This window comes from Pseudomonas sp. Larv2_ips (assembly GCF_963879675.1).
In the GTDB taxonomy this organism is placed as follows: Bacteria; Pseudomonadota; Gammaproteobacteria; order Pseudomonadales; family Pseudomonadaceae; genus Aquipseudomonas.
In genome coordinates, this window is the sequence record NZ_CAWOAW010000014.1 from 471,558 (window position 1) to 489,304 (window position 17,747).

At 62.0% G+C, this 17,747-nt stretch carries 19 protein-coding genes; 11 read left to right on the forward strand and 8 right to left on the reverse strand.

The genetic code is table 11. The features are described 5' to 3' along the window. Window positions 1-175 precede the first annotated feature (175 nt). From AACV02_RS08530 to AACV02_RS08545, 4 genes are all read right to left on the reverse strand, one after another. Window positions 176-2,734, reverse strand: coding sequence for a TonB-dependent receptor (locus AACV02_RS08530; RefSeq protein ID WP_119738905.1), 2,559 nt, complete (start codon window positions 2,732-2,734; stop codon window positions 176-178). A 128-nt stretch (window positions 2,735-2,862) separates the two neighbouring features. Then, window positions 2,863-3,831 (reverse strand): FecR family protein, encoded by a 969-nt coding sequence (locus AACV02_RS08535; protein WP_106577054.1) that lies wholly within the window; start codon window positions 3,829-3,831, stop codon window positions 2,863-2,865. Continuing rightward, window positions 3,828-4,367: an RNA polymerase sigma factor gene (locus AACV02_RS08540; protein ID WP_106577053.1), complete on the reverse strand. Its 540-nt coding sequence runs from the start codon at window positions 4,365-4,367 to the stop codon at window positions 3,828-3,830. Before AACV02_RS08540 ends, AACV02_RS08535 begins: the two co-directional genes overlap by 4 nt. Window positions 4,368-4,477: 110 nt before the next feature. After that, window positions 4,478-5,494 (reverse strand): DUF4917 family protein, encoded by a 1,017-nt coding sequence (locus AACV02_RS08545; protein ID WP_119738907.1) that lies wholly within the window; start codon window positions 5,492-5,494, stop codon window positions 4,478-4,480. Between the two features lie 123 nt (window positions 5,495-5,617). Here AACV02_RS08545 and yiaY point away from each other — a divergent pair, with 123 nt between their 5' ends. The 6 genes from yiaY to AACV02_RS08575 all read left to right on the forward strand — a co-directional run bounded on the left by yiaY (window position 5,618) and on the right by AACV02_RS08575 (window position 12,183). Next, entirely contained in the window at window positions 5,618-6,766 is a 1,149-nt protein-coding gene (gene yiaY / locus AACV02_RS08550) for an L-threonine dehydrogenase (RefSeq protein WP_106577051.1), read from the forward strand. A gap of 92 nt (window positions 6,767-6,858) precedes the next feature. Next, complete coding sequence (locus AACV02_RS08555; RefSeq protein ID WP_106577050.1) at window positions 6,859-7,533, forward strand: NAD(P)H-binding protein; 675 nt, start codon at window positions 6,859-6,861, stop codon at window positions 7,531-7,533. Further along, window positions 7,533-8,444 (forward strand): LysR family transcriptional regulator, encoded by a 912-nt coding sequence (locus AACV02_RS08560; RefSeq protein WP_119738910.1) that lies wholly within the window; start codon window positions 7,533-7,535, stop codon window positions 8,442-8,444. The genes AACV02_RS08555 and AACV02_RS08560 overlap by 1 nt, the downstream gene beginning before the upstream one ends. Window positions 8,445-8,660: 216 nt before the next feature. After that, complete coding sequence (locus AACV02_RS08565) at window positions 8,661-9,854, forward strand: CaiB/BaiF CoA transferase family protein (protein WP_106577048.1); 1,194 nt, start codon at window positions 8,661-8,663, stop codon at window positions 9,852-9,854. Then, entirely contained in the window at window positions 9,851-10,792 is a 942-nt protein-coding gene (locus tag AACV02_RS08570) for a hydroxymethylglutaryl-CoA lyase (RefSeq protein WP_119738912.1), read from the forward strand. Before AACV02_RS08565 ends, AACV02_RS08570 begins: the two co-directional genes overlap by 4 nt. Before the next feature lie 59 nt (window positions 10,793-10,851). After that, entirely contained in the window at window positions 10,852-12,183 is a 1,332-nt protein-coding gene (locus tag AACV02_RS08575; protein WP_119738914.1) for an MFS transporter, read from the forward strand. On the opposite strand, the gene AACV02_RS08580 is transcribed toward AACV02_RS08575, so the two are convergent. Beyond that, window positions 12,184-12,672 (reverse strand): DMT family transporter, encoded by a 489-nt coding sequence (locus AACV02_RS08580; RefSeq protein WP_119738916.1) that lies wholly within the window; start codon window positions 12,670-12,672, stop codon window positions 12,184-12,186. Between the two features lie 77 nt (window positions 12,673-12,749). Here AACV02_RS08580 and AACV02_RS08585 point away from each other — a divergent pair, with 77 nt between their 5' ends. The 4 genes from AACV02_RS08585 to AACV02_RS08600 all read left to right on the forward strand — a co-directional run bounded on the left by AACV02_RS08585 (window position 12,750) and on the right by AACV02_RS08600 (window position 15,434). After that, window positions 12,750-13,655 carry a LysR family transcriptional regulator gene (locus AACV02_RS08585; RefSeq protein ID WP_445261925.1) on the forward strand — a complete coding sequence of 302 codons (906 nt, stop codon included), beginning with the start codon at window positions 12,750-12,752 and terminating at the stop codon, window positions 13,653-13,655. Window positions 13,656-13,680: 25 nt separating this feature from the next. Then, on the forward strand, window positions 13,681-14,091 hold the full coding sequence (gene fos / locus AACV02_RS08590) for a fosfomycin resistance glutathione transferase (protein ID WP_119738920.1): 411 nt from the start codon (window positions 13,681-13,683) through the stop codon (window positions 14,089-14,091). A 54-nt stretch (window positions 14,092-14,145) separates the two neighbouring features. After that, entirely contained in the window at window positions 14,146-14,787 is a 642-nt protein-coding gene (locus tag AACV02_RS08595; protein WP_106577042.1) for a LysE family translocator, read from the forward strand. Window positions 14,788-14,906: 119 nt separating this feature from the next. Continuing rightward, a complete protein-coding gene (locus tag AACV02_RS08600; protein ID WP_106577041.1) occupies window positions 14,907-15,434 on the forward strand; it encodes a DUF4142 domain-containing protein in 528 nt (175 codons plus the stop codon). 55 nt (window positions 15,435-15,489) lie between these two features. Here the strand turns inward: AACV02_RS08600 and AACV02_RS08605 are convergent, their stop codons facing one another. Next, window positions 15,490-15,915, reverse strand: a complete 426-nt coding sequence (locus AACV02_RS08605; RefSeq protein ID WP_106577040.1) for a low affinity iron permease family protein — start codon at window positions 15,913-15,915, stop codon at window positions 15,490-15,492. 114 nt (window positions 15,916-16,029) lie between these two features. Continuing rightward, window positions 16,030-16,530 carry a methylated-DNA--[protein]-cysteine S-methyltransferase gene (locus AACV02_RS08610; RefSeq protein ID WP_119738922.1) on the reverse strand — a complete coding sequence of 167 codons (501 nt, stop codon included), beginning with the start codon at window positions 16,528-16,530 and terminating at the stop codon, window positions 16,030-16,032. Between the two features lie 48 nt (window positions 16,531-16,578). Between AACV02_RS08610 and AACV02_RS08615 the strand changes: the two genes are divergently transcribed. Then, window positions 16,579-16,740 (forward strand): hypothetical protein, encoded by a 162-nt coding sequence (locus AACV02_RS08615; protein WP_157986822.1) that lies wholly within the window; start codon window positions 16,579-16,581, stop codon window positions 16,738-16,740. 48 nt (window positions 16,741-16,788) lie between these two features. Here the strand turns inward: AACV02_RS08615 and AACV02_RS08620 are convergent, their stop codons facing one another. Next, window positions 16,789-17,682 carry a LysR family transcriptional regulator gene (locus tag AACV02_RS08620; RefSeq protein WP_119738924.1) on the reverse strand — a complete coding sequence of 298 codons (894 nt, stop codon included), beginning with the start codon at window positions 17,680-17,682 and terminating at the stop codon, window positions 16,789-16,791. Window positions 17,683-17,747 lie beyond the last annotated feature (65 nt).

Here is a 17,747-nt window from a genome sequence, read left to right on the forward strand (position 1 = left end):
TTCAATCGCTCGGGTTGGCAGTGCCGCCGCCTTCGCCGCCTCGCCAGGGCTCGACGGCTCCCACAGAAGATCGCGAGCAAATGGAGATCCATGTGGGAGCTGTCGAGCTTTAGCGAGGCTGCGAAGGGAGCGCCTCGGTCGTGCAGACAAACCCACACACCCGCAGCACCTAACCTTAGAAGAACCGCGTGATGCTGATCTTCGCATCGCGACCTTTGGTGTAGGCACGGTCGCCGCTCAGGGCCGGGCGGAAGTTGTTGTTGAGCAAGTTGTCCACGGTGAAATTCACCTCGGTGCCTTTCAGGTAAGCCTGTTGCGGTTTCCATTTGGCGAACAGACCCTGGGTGTTGTAGGCCTTGTTACCGTACTGGTCGTAGAACAGGTCGCCCACGCTGCTGCCCGGTCCGCCGGAATATGTGTCGCTGGGCAAGCGGTCGGTGGCGCCGATGAACTGGCCTATCCAGCCTACCTGGGCATCCCAGGCCGGAATATTGGTGCCCAGCACCAACACCCATTTGGTCGGTGGAATGTCACGTGCCGCCACATCCGGCCCCCACGGGTTGGTGTAGGCGCCTTCGTGTTCACCTTTGGCGTAGGCGAACGACACCGAGCCGAACAGGTAGGTGGAGTTATAGAACGATTCGAGTTCAAAGCCCTTGATGGTCAGGCCGCCGATGTTGCGGTAATTGGACATCGCCCCAGGCGGGCAGGCGCTGGAAATCGTGCCACCGTTGACGGCCTGGTTCTGGCAGCCGACGCCGGTGGCCTTGAAGATTTCGTCTTCGACTTTGTTGTGGAACAACGTGGTGCGCACTTGCAGGTTGTCGTCATGGGCAATCAGGTTATCGAAGCTGACGACGCTGCCCACGGTGATCGACGTGATGCGCTCCGGGTCGAGGTCGACGCTGGTGGCGGTGCGGCTGCCCAGGCCTTGCACTTCATACTGCTCGTCGATGACCGGCGCGCGCCAGGTTTTGCTCCAGTTGGCGAACAGCCCCAGGTTCGGCGTGACGTTCCAGAACAACGCCAGGCGTGGCGACCAACCGGTGTAGGTGCGGTCACTGTAGTCGTGGCCGAACGAGGGGTCCGGGTTGTTGTAGTACGGCGCATCGTTGCCTTCGCCGCGGTTGCGCACGTGGTCGTAGCGCAGGGACGGGGTGATGGTCACGTCGCCCACGGTCACTGCATCCTGGACAAAGAAGCTGTGGGTATCGACCTTGCCGTGGGGCATGAAACCCGGCTGGAAATGCCCGTAGTTGTAGCGCGCCGTGTTGTAGGCAGTGCCCGGCATCCACATCTCGGTTTCGCGGATGTGCTTGCGGATCTGCCCACCCACCGTGACGGCATGCTGCAAGGGCCCGGTGTCAAACAGACTGACGTTGCGGATGTCGAGGTTTTTGTCGGTGTAGGACGTGTCCATCTTGCGCCCGCCGGTGGCCAGCTGGAAAAACGCCGTGGCGTCGCGCTCGTCGGTCTGGTCGGTGTTGGACTGGGAATATTTGACGGTCAGGTCCACCAGCGGGTTGTCCACGGGCTGGTATTCGTACTTGCCCGACCACGTGGTGTCGACGGTGTCACGTTGGGCTAAAAAACGCTTCAACGCCCCTTCATAGCCGTAGCGATCGATGTTGGCCTGGGTCGGCGGCGTCGGGTAGCTGGCAGCAGAAAACGGTGTCCAGCGATTGCTGTGGGAACGCGAGTAGGAGAGGCCGACGCTGTGCTCTTCGGTCAAGTGGGCGTTGACCTTGAACAACTTGCCGTCCACATCCTGGGCGCTGTTGGGCAGGCGCTGCGGGTTGACCGGGTATTGGTTGTTGTCGTTGGGCAGCTTGGCGGCCACTTTCATGTCGCCGCCGTCGCGCTGGGTCAGGTAGGCCAGCGCGTCGAAACGGCCGTCGTCGGTGCGGCCATACACGGCACCGCTGTAGACCTGTTCGTGGTCGTTGCTGGAGTAACCGTACTTGAGCATCGCGCCGCTGTTGCGACCGTCCTGGAGCAGGTCCGGGGCATCTTTGGTGGTCATGTTGACCGTGCCGCCGAAACCGCCGTTGCCGGTGAACGGTGAGTTGGGGCCTTTTTCCACCTCGATGCTTTTGATCAGCTCGGGCTCGATAAACACCGTGCCTTGCTGGTAGCGCTCAAAGCCGCTTTTGGTGGCGCCATCGACGGTCATCGGTACATCTTCGGCATCGCCGAAACCGCGAATGTTGATGGTCTGGCCACCGGGTTTGAGCGAACCGCCCTGGCTCACGCCGGGCAAGGTCTGCAACAGGCTGGGAATGTTATTGGACTGGTAGCGGTCGATGTCGGCCTGGCTGAGGGTGGAACGGTTGACGGTGCTTGAGTCGACTTCGTTACCGGTGCCGATCACGCTGAGGGCGTCCAGCTGGATCGCGCTGCTGTGGGTGGTCTTGCCCTCGTCGGGGCGCACCACGTAGGTGGTGCCAACCTTGATCAGGGTGAACTCGCCGTTTTTGAGCAGGCTGCGAATCGCCACTTCGGGGGTGAAGTCGCCATTGAGCGCGGGCGCCTGCACGTTCTTGAGCAGTGTTTCATCGAACAGCAGCTGGATTTTCGCCTGCTGCGCCACTTGGCTCAGGGACGTGGCCAGCGACTGGGCGGGCAGTTGCAGCTTGAGGGACTCGGCCTGGGCATTGAGGCTGAACGCCAGGCAGGTGGCAATCAGCGTCGGTCGAAGAAACAGGTGCGAAGCGTGGCAAGGCGCGCGAAACATGAAATCCCCCGGGGTGGCTAAATAGCCAAAAAGGTGTGCGTATCAAACACAGTCGGGAGGAAGACGGGGCAGGCCAAAAAAACCACACATGCGAATGCAAAATATTCTCAAGTGTGGCGGTGCCGGTCTTACTTGATGGGTTCGATTCTCACCACACCATCGGCCGAGGCCACGGTTTTCACCGGCAGCAGGGCAGGCAGTGCGTTGAGCAGGGCGTCCGGGTCATTCACATCCAGATTGCCCGAGACCTTCAGTTGCGCCACTGATTTGCTGACCTGCAGCGGTGCCTGCGGCCGATAGAGGCTCAGCTCGTCGATCAGGCTGGCCAGGTCGCGATTGCGAAACGACAGGTGCCCGCTGCGCCAGTCCGCCACTTCTTCAGCGCTCAGGGTTTGTTGTTGCACTGTGCCCTTGGCGTAACTGTAGATGGCGCGTTGTTGAGCGCCGAGCACGCTCACCGGGCTTTTGCGGTCGGGCTCGAACGCCACCTGGCCATGGGCGACGCTCACCACCAGCTGCTGCTGGCTGCGGCGCACATCAAAACCGGTGCCGACTACCCGCACATTCGCCTCGCCGGCTTGCACGTACAGCGGCCGTTCCTTGTCGGCGGCGACTTCGATGTAGAGCTGGCCCTTGTCCAGGTGAAGGATGCGTTGGTGGGCGCTGAAATCCACGCGCAGGCGTGTGTTGGCATTCACGTAGAGGGTGCTGCCATCGGGCAGGTTCAGGGTGCGCATGCCTTTGGCATGAGCGGCAACCTGACTGTGATAAAGCTCGCGCGGTGCGCCGATAGGTGTGGTCAGCACGGCGCACACCAGCGCGGCGGCCGCCGCCAGGGCAGGGCGCCAGGCCGACGGCTTGCGCTTGGGCAGCGGCACCGGTTTGTTCAATTGCTGCAACTGGGCGAGGTCGGCCCACAGTTGTTCGAACTCGGCATAGGCGCGCGCATGGGCGGGTTCGGCCTGCCAGGCCGCAAAGGCCCTGCGGTCGGCGCGCCCCATGTCACTGCGGTTGCGGGCAAACCAGCTGGCGGCTTGGGCATCGATGGAGTCGCTCGCTTCGATGTCCAGCGCGTCAAGGTCGCTCAGGCGGTTCATTCTGGCTGCTCCGTGCCGGGTTCGTGTTGAAGGCGTCGCTTGCAATGCAGCAGGGCCAAGGCGATGTGCTTTTCCACCATGCTGGTCGAAATGCCCATGCGCTCGGCGATCTGCGCCTGGCTCAGGCCTTCGAAGCGGTGCAGCATAAGGGCTTCTCGCCTGCGGGGCGAGAGCTCGGCGAGGACTTCTTTCAACTGTTCCAGGCGTTGCAAGCGTTGCGCGGCGGCCATGGGGTCGTTTTGCTCATCGGTGACCGGCTCGGCGTCCCTTGCGGCCGGGTCTGAGTGGACGGTCTGCCGTACCTTCTGTTTACGCCAGTGATCGCGCAGCAGATTGCGCGCCATCTGGAACAGAAACGCCCGTGGCTGCTCGACCTTGGCGCGGTCGCGGTAGTCCAGCCATTGGGTGAAGACATCCTGGGTCATGTCCGCCGCGTCGCTGGCGTTGTCCGTGCGTTTGCGCAGGAAATACAGAATGTCTGCATAAAACCCGCGAAAGGCATCGGCCGACAACGGGTCGGGCTTGGGACGAGACATGGATATCCTTCTTGACGAAGCACGACGTAGAAAAGTCGCGAATGATATCGAGAACTATTGTCATTTGTCTCTATGTAACCGATGCACTCAGTCAAAATGTGGGCGGGGGATCAGCGCTCGACCGGCACTGACAATGCCCAATTACCCAGCGGATGCGTGCGCGCCGCAAAAAACTTCAACTCCACTCCGCTGCCCTCAAACAGCTCCGAATACCGGCGCTTCTGCTGGCGGATAAACCCGTCGCTGCGCCCCGACACCGAAATCGCCAGGGTCGTGATCCTCGCCTGGCAAAGCGCATCCACCAAGTGCTTATCCTGCGGCCCCAGGTCGTGGCCGAAAATGCACAGCGCGCCCGTATGGGTCAGCAACTGCTCATAACAGAACGACAAGTAGTCCGAACTGCGGATGGTCTTGAGCTTCTCTTCCACCTTGCCTTCGCTGACAAACAGCGGCACGTCGTCCAGGGTCTTGATCGTGTTGTTGATCGCAAAACTGCTGAGCAACGTGCTGTCGGTGGACGGCAATTTGCGCGCCGTACCATCGAGGTTACGCACCAGGTGCAGGCCGCCGTGCAGGTACAGAATGCGCGTGGCATCGGCGCGGGTGTTGCGCAGGTCGAAGCTTGAGTCGGCGCTGCGAAACAGGTCATCGATGCCCGGCGTGTGCAGGATCGCCCAGTAGTTGAGCAGGTCGTAGTTGGTGGTGAAGACGGTGGCGTAGTTGGCCAGTTCCGCGTTGATCGTCGCCAGCGTGGACGGCTGCACCAGGCGCCACGGAATGTGCACGGCGTGGATGGTATTGATCAGCGCTTCCTTGATCGCGTAGTAGCGATTACGCGGCGCCGCCGAGCTGACCGCCAGCGCCTTGTTGACCCGGCTGGTGGTTTTCAGTGCGCCCAGTGCTTGCTCGAAGCTGCGGGTTTGCAGGGCGTCGAACACACTCAGCTCGGATTGGCTGAGGGGTTTTTCTTCGACGGTGCGGGCGTTTTCAAACAGCGAGTCGTAGGCAAAGTCTTCCCAAATCACGCGGCTCGCGCCGTTACCGATCAGAATCCCACTGAAGTCGACAGCGCTGCGCAGCGCGCTCCAGTCTTCAAGGTGGGCGTCAATATCCTGGAAATCCTTCATTGCGGCGGGTCTACTCGAAATCGGCTGGGTGGTGACTTTATCACGAGCCGGCGTTGATCCTGATCAAGATGCCACGGCCCACTCAGGTTGATGCTGTAGGCATAACGCCTCTGAGGATTCGCCATGAGCAGCACCTTCTTCATTCCCGCCGTCAACATCATGGGCACCGACTGCCTCGACGAAGCCATGACTGCCATCCGCAATTACGGCTTTCGCAAAGCGCTGATCGTCACCGACGCGGGCCTGGCCAAAGCGGGCGTGGCCAGCATGATCGCCGAGAAGCTGGCGATGCAGGACATCGACTCGGTGATCTACGACGGCGCCAAGCCCAACCCGAATGTGGAAAACGTCGAGAAAGGCCTGGCGCTGTTGCAGCACAGCCACTGCGATTTTGTGGTGTCCCTGGGCGGCGGTTCGCCCCATGACTGCGCCAAGGGCATTGCCTTGTGCGCCACCAATGGCGGGCATATCGGCGACTACGAAGGCGTCGATCAATCCAGCAAGCCGCAACTGCCGCTGGTGGCCATCAACACCACCGCCGGTACTGCCAGTGAAATGACGCGTTTTTGCATCATCACCGACGAAACCCGCCACGTGAAAATGGCCATCGTCGACCGCAACGTGACGCCGCTGCTGTCGGTCAACGACCCGACGCTGATGGTCGGCATGCCCAAGGGGCTGACCGCCGCCACCGGCATGGACGCGTTGACCCACGCCATCGAGGCCTACGTGTCGACCGCCGCCACACCGATCACCGACGCCTGCGCGATCAAGGCAATCGAGCTGATCAGCGCCAACCTGCGCCTGGCGGTACGCGACGGCAGCGACAAGGTCGCGCGGGAAAACATGGCTTACGCGCAATTCCTTGCCGGGATGGCGTTCAACAATGCGTCCCTGGGGTTTGTGCACGCCATGGCCCACCAACTTGGCGGCCTTTACGACCTGCCCCATGGCGTGTGCAACGCGGTGTTGCTGCCCCATGTGCAAAGCTTCAACGCCAGCGTCTGCGCCAAGCGTTTGAGCGACGTGGCGCGCGCCCTGGGCGCCGACATCAAGGGGATCACGCCGGAAGAAGGCGCCCAGGCTGCGATCGCTGCCATCCGTGCGTTGGCCCAGGAGGTTGAGATCCCGGCCGGCTTGCGCGAGCTGGGGGCCAAGCTGCAAGACATTCCGCTGCTGGCCACCAATGCGTTGAAGGACGCTTGTGGGCTGACCAACCCGCGGCGCGCCGATCAGCGCCAGATCGAGGAGATTTTCCGCAGCGCGTTCTAAAGAGGGCGGTCGCACGCGGCAAGCGATAAGCTACAGGCTCAACTGCATTCAACTTGAGCACGAAGCTTGCGGCTTGCCGCTGAGGTCCCCCCATGAGAGTTCTGTTATTCGGCGCCACCGGCATGGTCGGCCAAGGCGTGCTGCGCGAGTGCCTGCTGGCCGCAGACGTGCAGGAAGTCGTCGCCGTTGGCCGCACGCCCTTGACTCAGGAACATGGCAAGCTGCATCAGGTGCTGCACAGCGACATGCTGGATTTCCAGCCGCTGGAAAACTTGCTGCAGGGCTTTGATGCGTGTTTCTTCTGCCTCGGCGTTTCGTCGGCGGGCATGAATGAAACCAAGTACACCCACCTCACCTATGACCTGACGTTGGTCGCCGCCAGTACCCTGGCGCGGCTCAATCCGCAGATGACCTTTATCTACGTGTCCGGTGCCGGCACCGACAGCTCCGAAGCGGGCAAGTCGATGTGGGCGCGGGTCAAGGGCAAGACCGAAAACGCTTTGCTGCGCTTGCCGTTCAAGGCGGTGTACCTGTTTCGGCCGGGGGTGATTCAGCCGCTGCATGGCGTGCGCTCGAAAACGCCGTTGTACCAATCCTTTTATTCCGTGCTCGGGCCGCTGCTCACCTTTGTGCGCCGGGTCAAGCCCGCCTGGGTAGTGAGCACCGAGACCGTCGGTCAGGCCATGTTGGCGGCCGTGCGCCATGGCGCGCCGCACGCGGTGGTGGAGCAGGGCGAGATCAATCGCCTGGCTGCCGAGCGTCACTGATGTTGCACAAGAGCCTGGTGCGTCGCCTGGATCTGATCACCTTGCAGCTGTTCGTTGCGGTGTTTGAAGAGGGCACATTGACTCGCGCGGCGGCCCGTGAAGCCATAGCGGTATCGGCCGCGAGCAAGCGGCTGATGGAGCTGGAACAGGTGCTGGGCGTCAGCCTGTTTGTGCGCCGGGCCAAGGGCATGGACCTGACGGCGGCGGGCGAAACCCTGTTGCACCACGCGCGGCAGATGCTGTTCAACGTCGAAAAAATGGGCCTGGAACTGGGCGAGCACAGCCATGGCGTGCGCGGTTATGTGCGCATGCTGGCCAATCTGTCGGCGATCATTCAGTTTCTTCCGGAAGACTTGCGGGACTTTTCTGCACTGCACCCCGAGGTGAAAACCGACCTGGAAGAACGCCCCAGCAATGGCGTGGTACAGGGCGTGCTGGACGGCGTGGCCGACCTTGGGATCTGTTCCAGTGACACTGACACCAAAGGCCTGCCCAGCGTGACCTACCGCCACGACAAACTGGTGGTGCTGATGCCGGCGGCGCATCCGTTGGCTGCACGCGAGACCCTGGCGTTCGCCGAAACACTCGACAGTGATTACGTTGGCCTGCATGCCGCCAGCTCGATCAATATGCGCACCCACGCGGCCGCGCGCGAGGCCGGCAAGATGCTGCGCCTGCGCATCCACGTGCCAGGGTTTGATGCGATGTGCCGGATGGTTCAGGCGAACATGGGCATCGGTATCCTGCCGCAAAAAGCTTACGAGCTGTTCGGCCGCGCGTTGGGATTGCACGCCGTGCCGCTCACGGATGCCTGGTCGGATCGCAGCTTGATTGTGGTGATACGTGATCAAGCGCAGCTGTCGCCGGTAAGCCGGTTATTGTTTGACTATCTGCGCACGTCGCTGAAATAAACCAGCGCCGTGGGCCTCATCGCGGGCAAGCCCGGCTCCCACATGGAAACCCGCTCATCTGTGGGAGCCGGGCTTGCCGCGATAGCGATTTGAATGGCGCCGACAGGGCGTAACCGTTCGCCATCCACGAACGCTGCTTGCCAACTGACGGTTGGATTTCTCCTACGGCTGTCCTCTAGCCTTGGCCACACATTCCAAGAATAAGAGGCACACCCCATGACGGCTCCATTGAGCGGTATCAAGGTGATTGAGATCGGCACCCTGATTGCCGCGCCGTTCGCCGCCCGGCTGATGGCCGAGTTTGGCGCCGAGGTGATCAAGATCGAAGCCCTGGGCCAGGGCGATCCGCTTCGTAAATGGCGAAAGCTGCACGAAGGCACTTCGCTGTGGTGGTACCTGCAATCGCGCAACAAGAAGTCCCTGGCGTTGGACCTCAAGTCAGCGGAAGGCTTGGGTTTGATCAAGCAATTGCTCGGCGACGCCGACGTGCTGATCGAAAACCTGCGCCCCGGCGGCCTGGAAAAACTCGGCCTGGGCTGGGACGTGTTGCACGCCCTCAACCCCAAGCTGACCCTGGTGCGCATCTCCGGCTACGGCCAGACCGGCCCGTATCGCGACCGTCCAGGCTTCGGTGCCATCGGCGAGGCCATGGGCGGCATTCGCTACACCACCGGCAACCCCGATTCGCCACCGGCGCGGGTGGGCGTGAGCCTGGGCGATTCCCTTGCGTCATTGCACGGCGTGATCGGCGCGCTGATGTCGCTGCTGCGGGTCAAGACCGGCCAGGGCGACGGGCAGATTGTCGATGTGTCGCTGGCCGAAAGCGTGTTCAACCTGATGGAAAGCCTGGTGCCTGAATACGACATGCTCGGCCACGTGCGCGAGCGCAGCGGTGGCGCCTTGCCCGGCATCGCGCCGTCCAATACCTACCTGACCGCCGACGGTGCCTATGTGGTGATCGCCGGTAACAGTGACCCGATCTACAAGCGTTTGATGACCACCATCGGCCGCGCCGACCTGGCCGACGCGCCGGAGTTTGCCCACAACGATGGCCGCGCGGCGAAAAGTGGTTTGCTGGATGCGGCGATCACGCACTGGACCAGCAGCCTGCCCATCGACCAAGTGCTTGCTGCCCTGGAGACCGCCGAAGTGCCGGCCGGGCGCATCTACTCGGTGGCTGATATCGTCAGCGACCCGCATTACCAGGCGCGCGACATGCTGCTCAATGCCGAACTGCCTGGCGGCGTGTCGGTGAAAATGCCGGGCATCGTGCCCAAGCTCTCCGAAACCCCCGGCGCGGTGAACTGGCAAGGCCCGAGCCTGGGCCAGCACACCGACGACATCCTCGGCAGCCTCGGCCTGACCGATACCGATATCCAACGCCTGAAAACCTCGGGAGTGGTGCAATGATCACCGATTATTCTGACCCGCTGATCGTGCAGGAAGTGTCCCCGCGCGATGGCCTGCAAATCGAACCGACCTGGGTTGAAACCGCCGACAAGATCGCGTTGATCAACCAGCTGTCGCTGGCCGGGTTTTCGCGAATCGAGGCTGGTTCATTCGTCTCGCCCAAGGCTATTCCGGCATTGCGCGATGGCGAGCAAGTGTTCCAGGGCATCGCGCGCAACCCCGGTGTGATCTATGTGGCGCTGATCCCTAACCTCAAGGGTGCCCAGCGCGCCATCGAGTCCCGCGCCGATGAGTTGAACCTGGTGATGTCGGCCAGCCAGACCCACAACCTGGCGAATATGCGCATGCGTTGCGAGGCCTCGTTGGCGGCTTTTAAAGACATCGTTAGCTTTGCCGCCGACTACCCGGTGCGCCTCAACGGCAGCATCGCCACCACCTTCGGCTGCCCGTTCGAAGGCAAGATTGATGAAGACCGCGTGCTGCACATCGTCGATGCCTATCGCGAGTTGGGCATCCAGGGCATCACCCTGGCCGACACCACCGGCATGGCCAACCCGCGCCAAGTTGAGCGCCTGGTCAAACGTGTATTGCAGCATGTGCCAGCCAGCGATCTGACCCTGCATTTTCACAACACCCGTGGCCTGGGCTTGTGCAATGTGCTGGCGGCCTACGAGGCCGGCGCGCGCCGATTTGATGCGGCCCTGGGCGGCCTCGGCGGCTGCCCGTTCGCGCCGGGGGCGTCGGGCAATATCTGCACCGAAGACCTGGTCAACCTGTGCGACGAGGTCGGGATTCACACCGGTATCGACCTGCCGCACCTGTTGCACATGTCCCGCCAACTGCCGGCGCTGCTTGGCCATGAGCTGCCCGGGCAGGTCGCCAAGGCAGGGCGCAATGGCGACCTGCATCCGCCACCCGATTACATCGCCACCCTGTAACACCGCACCAGACAACAAAAACAATCGGGCGCCGTTGAGCTACCCGCTGGAGAGAAAGCATGAGCACTAATACGTTAGAGGCCGGCGCGCGCCCGGCCGCTGAGATCGATGCCGAAAAAGCCCTGGTCAGCAAGGTCGCCTGGCGCGTGATGCCGCTGATCATGGTGTGCTACCTGTTCGCGTTTTTTGACCGCATCAACATCAGCTTCGCCAAGTTCCAACTGCAAACCGACCTGAGCCTGAGCGACACCGCTTACGGCCTCGGCGCCGGGCTGTTTGTGGTCGGCTATGTGATTTTCGAAGTGCCGAGCAACATGATGCTGTACAAGGTCGGCGCACGGCGCTGGATCGCGCGGATCATGATGTCCTGGGGCCTGGCCACGGCGGCCATGGTGTTTGTCACCGCCGAATGGCAGTTCTACGGCCTGCGTTTCATCATTGGCGCCATGGAAGCTGGCTTCGCACCGGGCGTGCTGTATTACCTGACGTTGTGGTTTCCACAGCACTTTCGTGGACGCATCACCTCGCTGCTGTTTCTGGCTTCGGCCTTCGCGGGCTTGGTTGGCGCGCCGTTCTCCGGCCTGGTGTTGGAGCATCTCGACGGCGTGCTGCAACTGCGCGGCTGGCACTGGTTGTTTCTGCTTGGCGGCTTGCCCTGCATCGGCCTGGGCTTCCTGGTGCTGACGCTGCTCAAAGACCGTATCGAAGACGCGCAGTGGCTGACGCCAGCGGAAAAGACCTTGCTGTCCAGCCGAATTGCCAAGCATGAGCCCAACACCCACGGTGGTTCATTGCTGTCGGCGATCCGCATCCCAGGCTTTTTGATGCTCGGTTTTACCTACTTCCTGATCCAGGTCGCGTCCTACGGGCTCAACTTCTGGGCGCCACAATTGATCCGCAGCGCCGGCACCCAGAGCCCGGTGATGATCGGCCTGCTCACCGCGATTCCCTATGTGTGCGGCGCGATCAGCATGGTGGTGATCGGGCGGCTGTCGGACGCCACCGGCGAGCGGCGCAAGTTTGTCTGCGGCCTGGTGGTGTTGGGGGCGATTGGCTTTTTCAGCGCCGGGATTTTTGCCGACCACACCACGTTCCTGATCATCGCCCTGGGCATGCTGGGGGCGGGCATCATCGCCTCGATCCCGACCTTCTGGACCTTGCCGCCCAAACTGCTGGCGGGCGCGGGAGCCGGTGCGGCCGGCGGCATCGCGGTGATCAACACCCTCGGTCAGTTCGGCGGCATTGTCAGCCCGGTGATGGTGGGGCGGATCAAGGACCTCACCGGCAGCACCACCCCGGCGCTGTATGTGATTGGCGTGTGCGCCCTGCTGGCCGCGGCTTTGTTGCTGTGGGGCTTGCCACACAAGTTGCGCACGCTCGACAAGGCCTGATCAGCCTGGCGCTACCAATGCTCGGGCAGGCGTGCTGCTGAACTGAATCAACACCACGCCGCCAATCAACAACAGCGCCCCCAACACACGGGGCGTTGTCAGTTGGCGCTCCACCAGGCCGAACAGCCCGAAGTGATCGAGCACCAGTGAGGCGAGAATCTGTCCGGCCATGGCCAAGGCAATGAACCCCGACGCGCCGAGCTTGGGCAACAGCATCAGCGCCAGGGAAATAAAGCACACGCCAAATGCACCCCCGGCCCACATCCACACCGGCGCTTTAATGATAAAGGCCAGGCTCGGCAGGGGTAAACGCAGCGCCAGAATGACCGGCAGCAGCACGATAATACTCACCAACAGTGACGCCAGCGTGGCCCACAACGGGTGACCGAGCCCGCGCCCGAGGTTGGCGTTGATTGCGCTTTGAAACGGCACCACCGCCCCGGCGATCACCGCCAGCGCCAGCAAACCCAGCCAATGCAACGTCGTCATTTCGAATCTCCCAGAGGTTTTGCTGGACTCTAGGCTATTCGTCGCGCAAATTTAAATTCCAAATTCTTATGCTTGGCATGCAGCCGATGAATGATCTGCGTCGCGTCGACCTCAACCTGCTGGTGATCCTGGAGGCCTTGCTCAGTGAGCAACACGTCACCCGCGCCGCCGAGCGTTTGCACCTGAGCCAGCCGGCAGTCAGCCACGCTCTGGCGCGTTTACGGGATCTGCTGGGTGATCCCTTGCTGGTGCGCCAGGGCGGAACACTGGTGCCGACCGCGCGAGCCCTGGAGTTGGCGACGCCTTTGGCTGAAGCCCTGGCCCAGGTGCAAGCACTGCTGGCACCGAACCGGTTTGACCCGGCGTCGGCCAAGCGCAGATTTCGCCTGGCGATGTCGGACTACAGCGCGGCGATTTTCCTGCCGGAGCTGGTCCGCGTTCTGCGCCGTGAAGCCCCTGGCATCGACCTGCAAATCGTCCAGGCCAGTCGCGAAGGCATGGTAGACGCCGTGCTCAACGGCGACATCGACCTGGCCGCCGGGGTATTCCCCGATATGCCCGCCGAACTGCGCACCACGCCTTTGTTTGAGGAGCATTACACCTGCCTGGTCGACCGCAACAGCCTGCCGTCCAGTGGCGTGCTTGACCTGCCCACCTATTTGTCGCGCCCGCACGTGCTGTTGGAAATGCGCGGCAGTGGCACCCCGGAAATCGAGCGGGCGTTAACGGCGATTCGTGAACGGCGCCATGTGGCAATCAGCCTGCCGCATTGGGGCGTGGCGCCGCAGCTGATTCAGGGCACCGACCTGATTCTGACGGTGTCATCCAGGGGCTTGCTCAACATCGATCAACAGCTTCTGCTGGCCGTGCCGCCACCGTTTCATATTCCCTCGTTCGCCGTCGAACTGGCGTGGCATGCACGGCGGGGCGGCGATTCGGGGTTGCAGTGGCTGATTGGGCAGGTGCAAGGTGTGCTGTCCTAAGGCTATCGATCACAGGAAAAAACTCATGCTCTCAGGCTTGAACCACCTGACCCTTGCCGTTACCGACTTGAACCGCAGCGTCAGCTTCTACCATGAGCTGCTGCAGCTTAAGCTCGACGCCACCTGGGACCAGGGCGCCTACCTCTCGTTACCCGGTTTGTGGCTGTGCCTGTCGCTCGATCCTTCGCGTTCAACCACACCTGCGGTGGATTACACCCATTACGCGTTCACCGCCGCCGCCGATGCGTTCGCCGCGCTGGTGGCGCGCTTGCGAGACGCCAAGGTGCAGGAGTGGCGCGACAACCGCAGCGAAGGGGCCTCGTTCTACTTTCTCGACCCGGATGGGCACAAGCTCGAGGCGCATGTCGGCAACTTGGCTTCGCGCCTTCAGGCCTGCCGCGCCAAGCCTTATGCAGGCATGCAGTTTTACCCGTAGCGCCAGAACGTGCAGAATCGCTGCACCTTTCAATCGCCTGTCAGAGTCGCGTCCATGACCCCCTCCTTGCTGCTCGCCGTTCTTGCTTCGGGTTTTATCTATGGGATCACGCCTGGGCCGGGCGTCCTGGCGGTATTTGGGATCGGCGCGTCTCGTGGCCGTCGCGCCGGGGCGGGTTTTCTGTGCGGGCACTTGCTGGGTGATGTGGTGTGGTGCAGTACGGCGCTGGTCGCCATTGTGGGCGCGCGGGAAGTGGGCAGCAGCGCCTTTGATGTGCTGGGCGTGCTCAGCGGTGTGTACTTGTTCTGGCTTGGCTGGCGGGCGATTCGCACCCAGCGCCGCAGCAGCGATGCGCCTCAGGGCGCGGCGCGCCATCCGTTCTGGCACGGCATCCTGTTCGGCTTGACCAACCCCAAGGCCTACCCTGTGGCGGTTGCAACCTTTACCGCGCTGCTGTCCAGCCGTGCCGAGTTGCTGACATGGGCAATGCTGCCGTCGTTGATCTTGTTGAGTTTCATCGGCGGCCTGCTGGCTTACGCGATTCTGATCGGCGTGGTGGGCGCCCAGCGCGTGCGTACGGTGTACCAGCGGCATGAAATCCTCATCACCCGGCTGTGCGGCGTGATGTTTATCGGCTTCGCCATTAACGCCCTGGCGCACGCGTTGCCGGGCCTGTTCGGCAGCAAACCGGCTTGAGGCGACGACGACCGTTCGTCGCACTGGCGAGTTTTTTCTAAACCTTTGCCGCCCTGAAAATTCGAATTCAGGGCGGGGCGTATTTCCCCGCACCTATTTTTGCCCTGGAGGAACCCATCATGAGCCGCATGGCTATCCGGTTACGCACCGCCAGTTTCGCGATGCTGCTGGGCCTCGGCGCCAGCAATGCTTTCGCCCAGTCGCCTGCTGAATTCATCGAGCAGGCTTCGGCCAAAGGGATGGCCGATATCGAAACCAGTCGCATGGCCCACGCCAGGACGTCGTCCCAGGAAATCAAGGACTACACCATCGAGGTCATCAACGAACGCACCCTGGCCAACCAGCACTTGGCGGCCATCGCCAAGAAGCTCGACTTGCCCGTGGCCCCGCGCGAGAAGATCGTCGACAAGGCCGAAACCCTGATGCCTGAACTCAAGGACGGCGACTCCTTTGACGCGGCCTACACCGCGCAGCAGGTCAAGGAAAACGAAGACGCCATCGCCCTGTTCAAGAAAGAAGGCGCGGCGTCGGATGTGCCAGAGATAAAAGCGCTGGTGGACGAGACGCTGCCCAAGCTTGAAGAGCGTCTGCAAAAAGCCCGTGCCCTGGCCTCGACTTACGGTAAAGGTCATCAAGGCGACGGTTGATTGCCTCACCTGAAACGAGAAACGGCGGTTGGATGATTTCCAACCGCCGTTTTTTTTAGGCTTGATTCAGATCGGTTTTGTTGGGGTGCGCATCGTCGACCCTTTCACCACAACTGGTGCTCAAGCTGACCGTGCCAGTGTCGCCGATGCTGCGGTATTGCTTGCGCAGTTGTTCCAGTTCTTTGCGGTCCAGGCCATCCAGGCTCAGCACGGCGTTCTGGGCATCCTTGGAGACGCGCAGCAGTTCGTCGATCTTGATATGCAGGATGTCGTTGTCGCGGTTTTGTGTGTTCTGGATCAGGAAGACCATCAGGAAGGTGATGATGGTGGTCGAGGTGTTGATGATCAGCTGCCAGGTGTCGTTGTAGTGGAAATAGGGTCCGCTCAGGCTCCACAGGAATATCAACGCGACGGCCGCATAGAACGTCCGGGCGCTGCCTGCCCAGCGGGACAAGGATTGAGAGACTGCGGAGAATTTCATGACCGTTTTTCCTTAATGGGTGGGTGATGAAATTATGGACCGCAGCGGTTCTTTGAAATTTCTTTTTACAAAAGCGTCGGTGAGCAAAGTTGTACGTTTTTGTCGCGGTTCGCCTCAGAAGCCCAGTTCTGCCTGGCCTGCACTTTCCAGCGCGAGCAGATAGTGTTTGGCGCCAAGCCCTCCGGCGAACCCGGTCAGCCCACCCGAGGCGCCTATGACCCGATGGCAGGGCGCAACGATCGAGATGGGGTTACGCCCGTTGGCGGCACCCACCGCGCGCACGGCCTTGGGGTTGCCGATTTGCTCGGCGATCTGGCTGTAGCTGCGGGTTTCGCCGAACGGGATGGTCAGCAGCGCCCGCCAGACCTGTTGTTGAAAAGGCGTGCCGTTGAAGTCCAGTTCCAGCTCGAACTGGCTGCGTGCGCCGGCGAAATACTCGCGTAGCTGGCGCGCGGTTTCCAACAACACCGGGCTGTCGTTGGCCTCGCGCAATTCGCCCAGCCGTACGCGGTTGGCGCGTTCCTGTTCCCACAGGATCGCGGTGAGCTTGCCGTCGCGGGCCACCAGGGTGAGCTGGCCGACGGGGGAGGGCATGAGCGTGTATTCGTACGGCATGAGCGGGCTCCTCGAAGGACGGGTGTTAAAAGCCAGGACGCTACTGTAATGCCATCTGCCTGTCAGGAAACCGCGTTTCTTGCGATCAAATTCCTCAAGGGGCTCGCCGTTCCAGTAGCGCCCGTCGGGGCGATGAAAATACCCGTTACCGAGCGACAAAACCGCCGGCTCACGACGGCCGATGACCGGGTTTCGGTCGGTGTTGAATGAGCGCCCTGGTGGGGTATTGGAAAGAGGTTTGCGGTTTTTTCCAAGGCATTACCGGCTGTGTAACACCTGCGCAAGGATGGCGAGAAATGCATCAGCCAATACATTTTTCCTTTGCGCGGGCGTCAACACCAATAATTGCGCGCACGCATCCGCCTCCACCAGCGGCCGATACGTCACACCCTTGTTCATCAGGCTTTGGGTACAGGCGGGCACCAACGCCACGCCTTGTGCGGCGGCCACCAAGGCAATGATCGAGGTGATCTGCCGCCCGGTTGGCCCCGCGCGCAAAGGCTGGGCGTGGCGGCGGTAAAGGTGCTCGATGGATTGGTTCAGACCCGACCCGTAGTCGGCCGGGAACAGGATCAGCGGATACGCACTGAGTTGCGTCAAGCTGACCTGCGCCAGCTTGGCCAGCGGGCTGTCGCTGGACACCGCGGCCACCAGCCGCTCTTCGCCCAACGACAACGCGTGAACGTCTGCTGTGTGCGGCAAAAGCCGACTCAATCCGATATCCAGCCGGCCGTCTGCCACCTGCGCGCCGAGGCTGCCAGAGGCGCACTCCACCAGGGTCAACTGCGCATCGGGCAAGCGCTGGGCGAAGGCCTGGATCGCTTGGCTGAACAGGTCCGACAAAGCGATCGAGCTGACATACCCGAGTGCCAATTGGCCTGCGGTGCCCGCTGCCAGTTTGCCGGCGATGACCTGTGCCAATTCAACCTGCTCCAACACGCCACGCGCGTAGGGCAAGAACGAACGCCCCTGGGCGGTGAGAGACACCGTGCGGCTGGTGCGATCAAACAGCTTGAACCCCAGCTCTGTCTCCAGCGCTGAAATCTGCCGAGTCAGCGGCGGTTGGGCCAGGTGCAGGCGCAGTGCCGCGCGGCCGAAGTGCAATTCTTCGGCGACCGTCAGAAAGTAACGCAGCTTGCGTAGGTCGAGCATCCTGATCCTTGGGTATTGATCGGTTCGAAATCGGTATTGGTTTAAGACCCGACGGCCATTCTATA

What these genes read in the sequence shown, in the direction of transcription:
- AACV02_RS08575 (WP_119738914.1), top strand. Translation starts at nt 10,852, where the DNA reads ATGAGCACTAATACGTTAGAGGCCGGCGCGCGCCCGGCCGCTGAGATC.
- AACV02_RS08600 (WP_106577041.1), top strand. Translation starts at nt 14,907, where the DNA reads ATGAGCCGCATGGCTATCCGGTTACGCACCGCCAGTTTCGCGATGCTG.
- AACV02_RS08555 (WP_106577050.1), top strand. Translation starts at nt 6,859, where the DNA reads ATGAGAGTTCTGTTATTCGGCGCCACCGGCATGGTCGGCCAAGGCGTG.
- AACV02_RS08530 (WP_119738905.1), bottom strand. Translation starts at nt 2,734, where the DNA reads ATGTTTCGCGCGCCTTGCCACGCTTCGCACCTGTTTCTTCGACCGACG.
- AACV02_RS08545 (WP_119738907.1), bottom strand. Translation starts at nt 5,494, where the DNA reads ATGAAGGATTTCCAGGATATTGACGCCCACCTTGAAGACTGGAGCGCG.
- AACV02_RS08605 (WP_106577040.1), bottom strand. Translation starts at nt 15,915, where the DNA reads ATGAAATTCTCCGCAGTCTCTCAATCCTTGTCCCGCTGGGCAGGCAGC.
- AACV02_RS08540 (WP_106577053.1), bottom strand. Translation starts at nt 4,367, where the DNA reads ATGTCTCGTCCCAAGCCCGACCCGTTGTCGGCCGATGCCTTTCGCGGG.
- AACV02_RS08595 (WP_106577042.1), top strand. Translation starts at nt 14,146, where the DNA reads ATGACCCCCTCCTTGCTGCTCGCCGTTCTTGCTTCGGGTTTTATCTAT.
- AACV02_RS08570 (WP_119738912.1), top strand. Translation starts at nt 9,851, where the DNA reads ATGATCACCGATTATTCTGACCCGCTGATCGTGCAGGAAGTGTCCCCG.
- fos (WP_119738920.1), top strand. Translation starts at nt 13,681, where the DNA reads ATGCTCTCAGGCTTGAACCACCTGACCCTTGCCGTTACCGACTTGAAC.
- yiaY (WP_106577051.1), top strand. Translation starts at nt 5,618, where the DNA reads ATGAGCAGCACCTTCTTCATTCCCGCCGTCAACATCATGGGCACCGAC.
- AACV02_RS08535 (WP_106577054.1), bottom strand. Translation starts at nt 3,831, where the DNA reads ATGAACCGCCTGAGCGACCTTGACGCGCTGGACATCGAAGCGAGCGAC.
- AACV02_RS08610 (WP_119738922.1), bottom strand. Translation starts at nt 16,530, where the DNA reads ATGCCGTACGAATACACGCTCATGCCCTCCCCCGTCGGCCAGCTCACC.
- AACV02_RS08585 (WP_445261925.1), top strand. Translation starts at nt 12,750, where the DNA reads ATGCAGCCGATGAATGATCTGCGTCGCGTCGACCTCAACCTGCTGGTG.
- AACV02_RS08615 (WP_157986822.1), top strand. Translation starts at nt 16,579, where the DNA reads ATGCCATCTGCCTGTCAGGAAACCGCGTTTCTTGCGATCAAATTCCTC.
- AACV02_RS08620 (WP_119738924.1), bottom strand. Translation starts at nt 17,682, where the DNA reads ATGCTCGACCTACGCAAGCTGCGTTACTTTCTGACGGTCGCCGAAGAA.
- AACV02_RS08560 (WP_119738910.1), top strand. Translation starts at nt 7,533, where the DNA reads ATGTTGCACAAGAGCCTGGTGCGTCGCCTGGATCTGATCACCTTGCAG.
- AACV02_RS08565 (WP_106577048.1), top strand. Translation starts at nt 8,661, where the DNA reads ATGACGGCTCCATTGAGCGGTATCAAGGTGATTGAGATCGGCACCCTG.
- AACV02_RS08580 (WP_119738916.1), bottom strand. Translation starts at nt 12,672, where the DNA reads ATGACGACGTTGCATTGGCTGGGTTTGCTGGCGCTGGCGGTGATCGCC.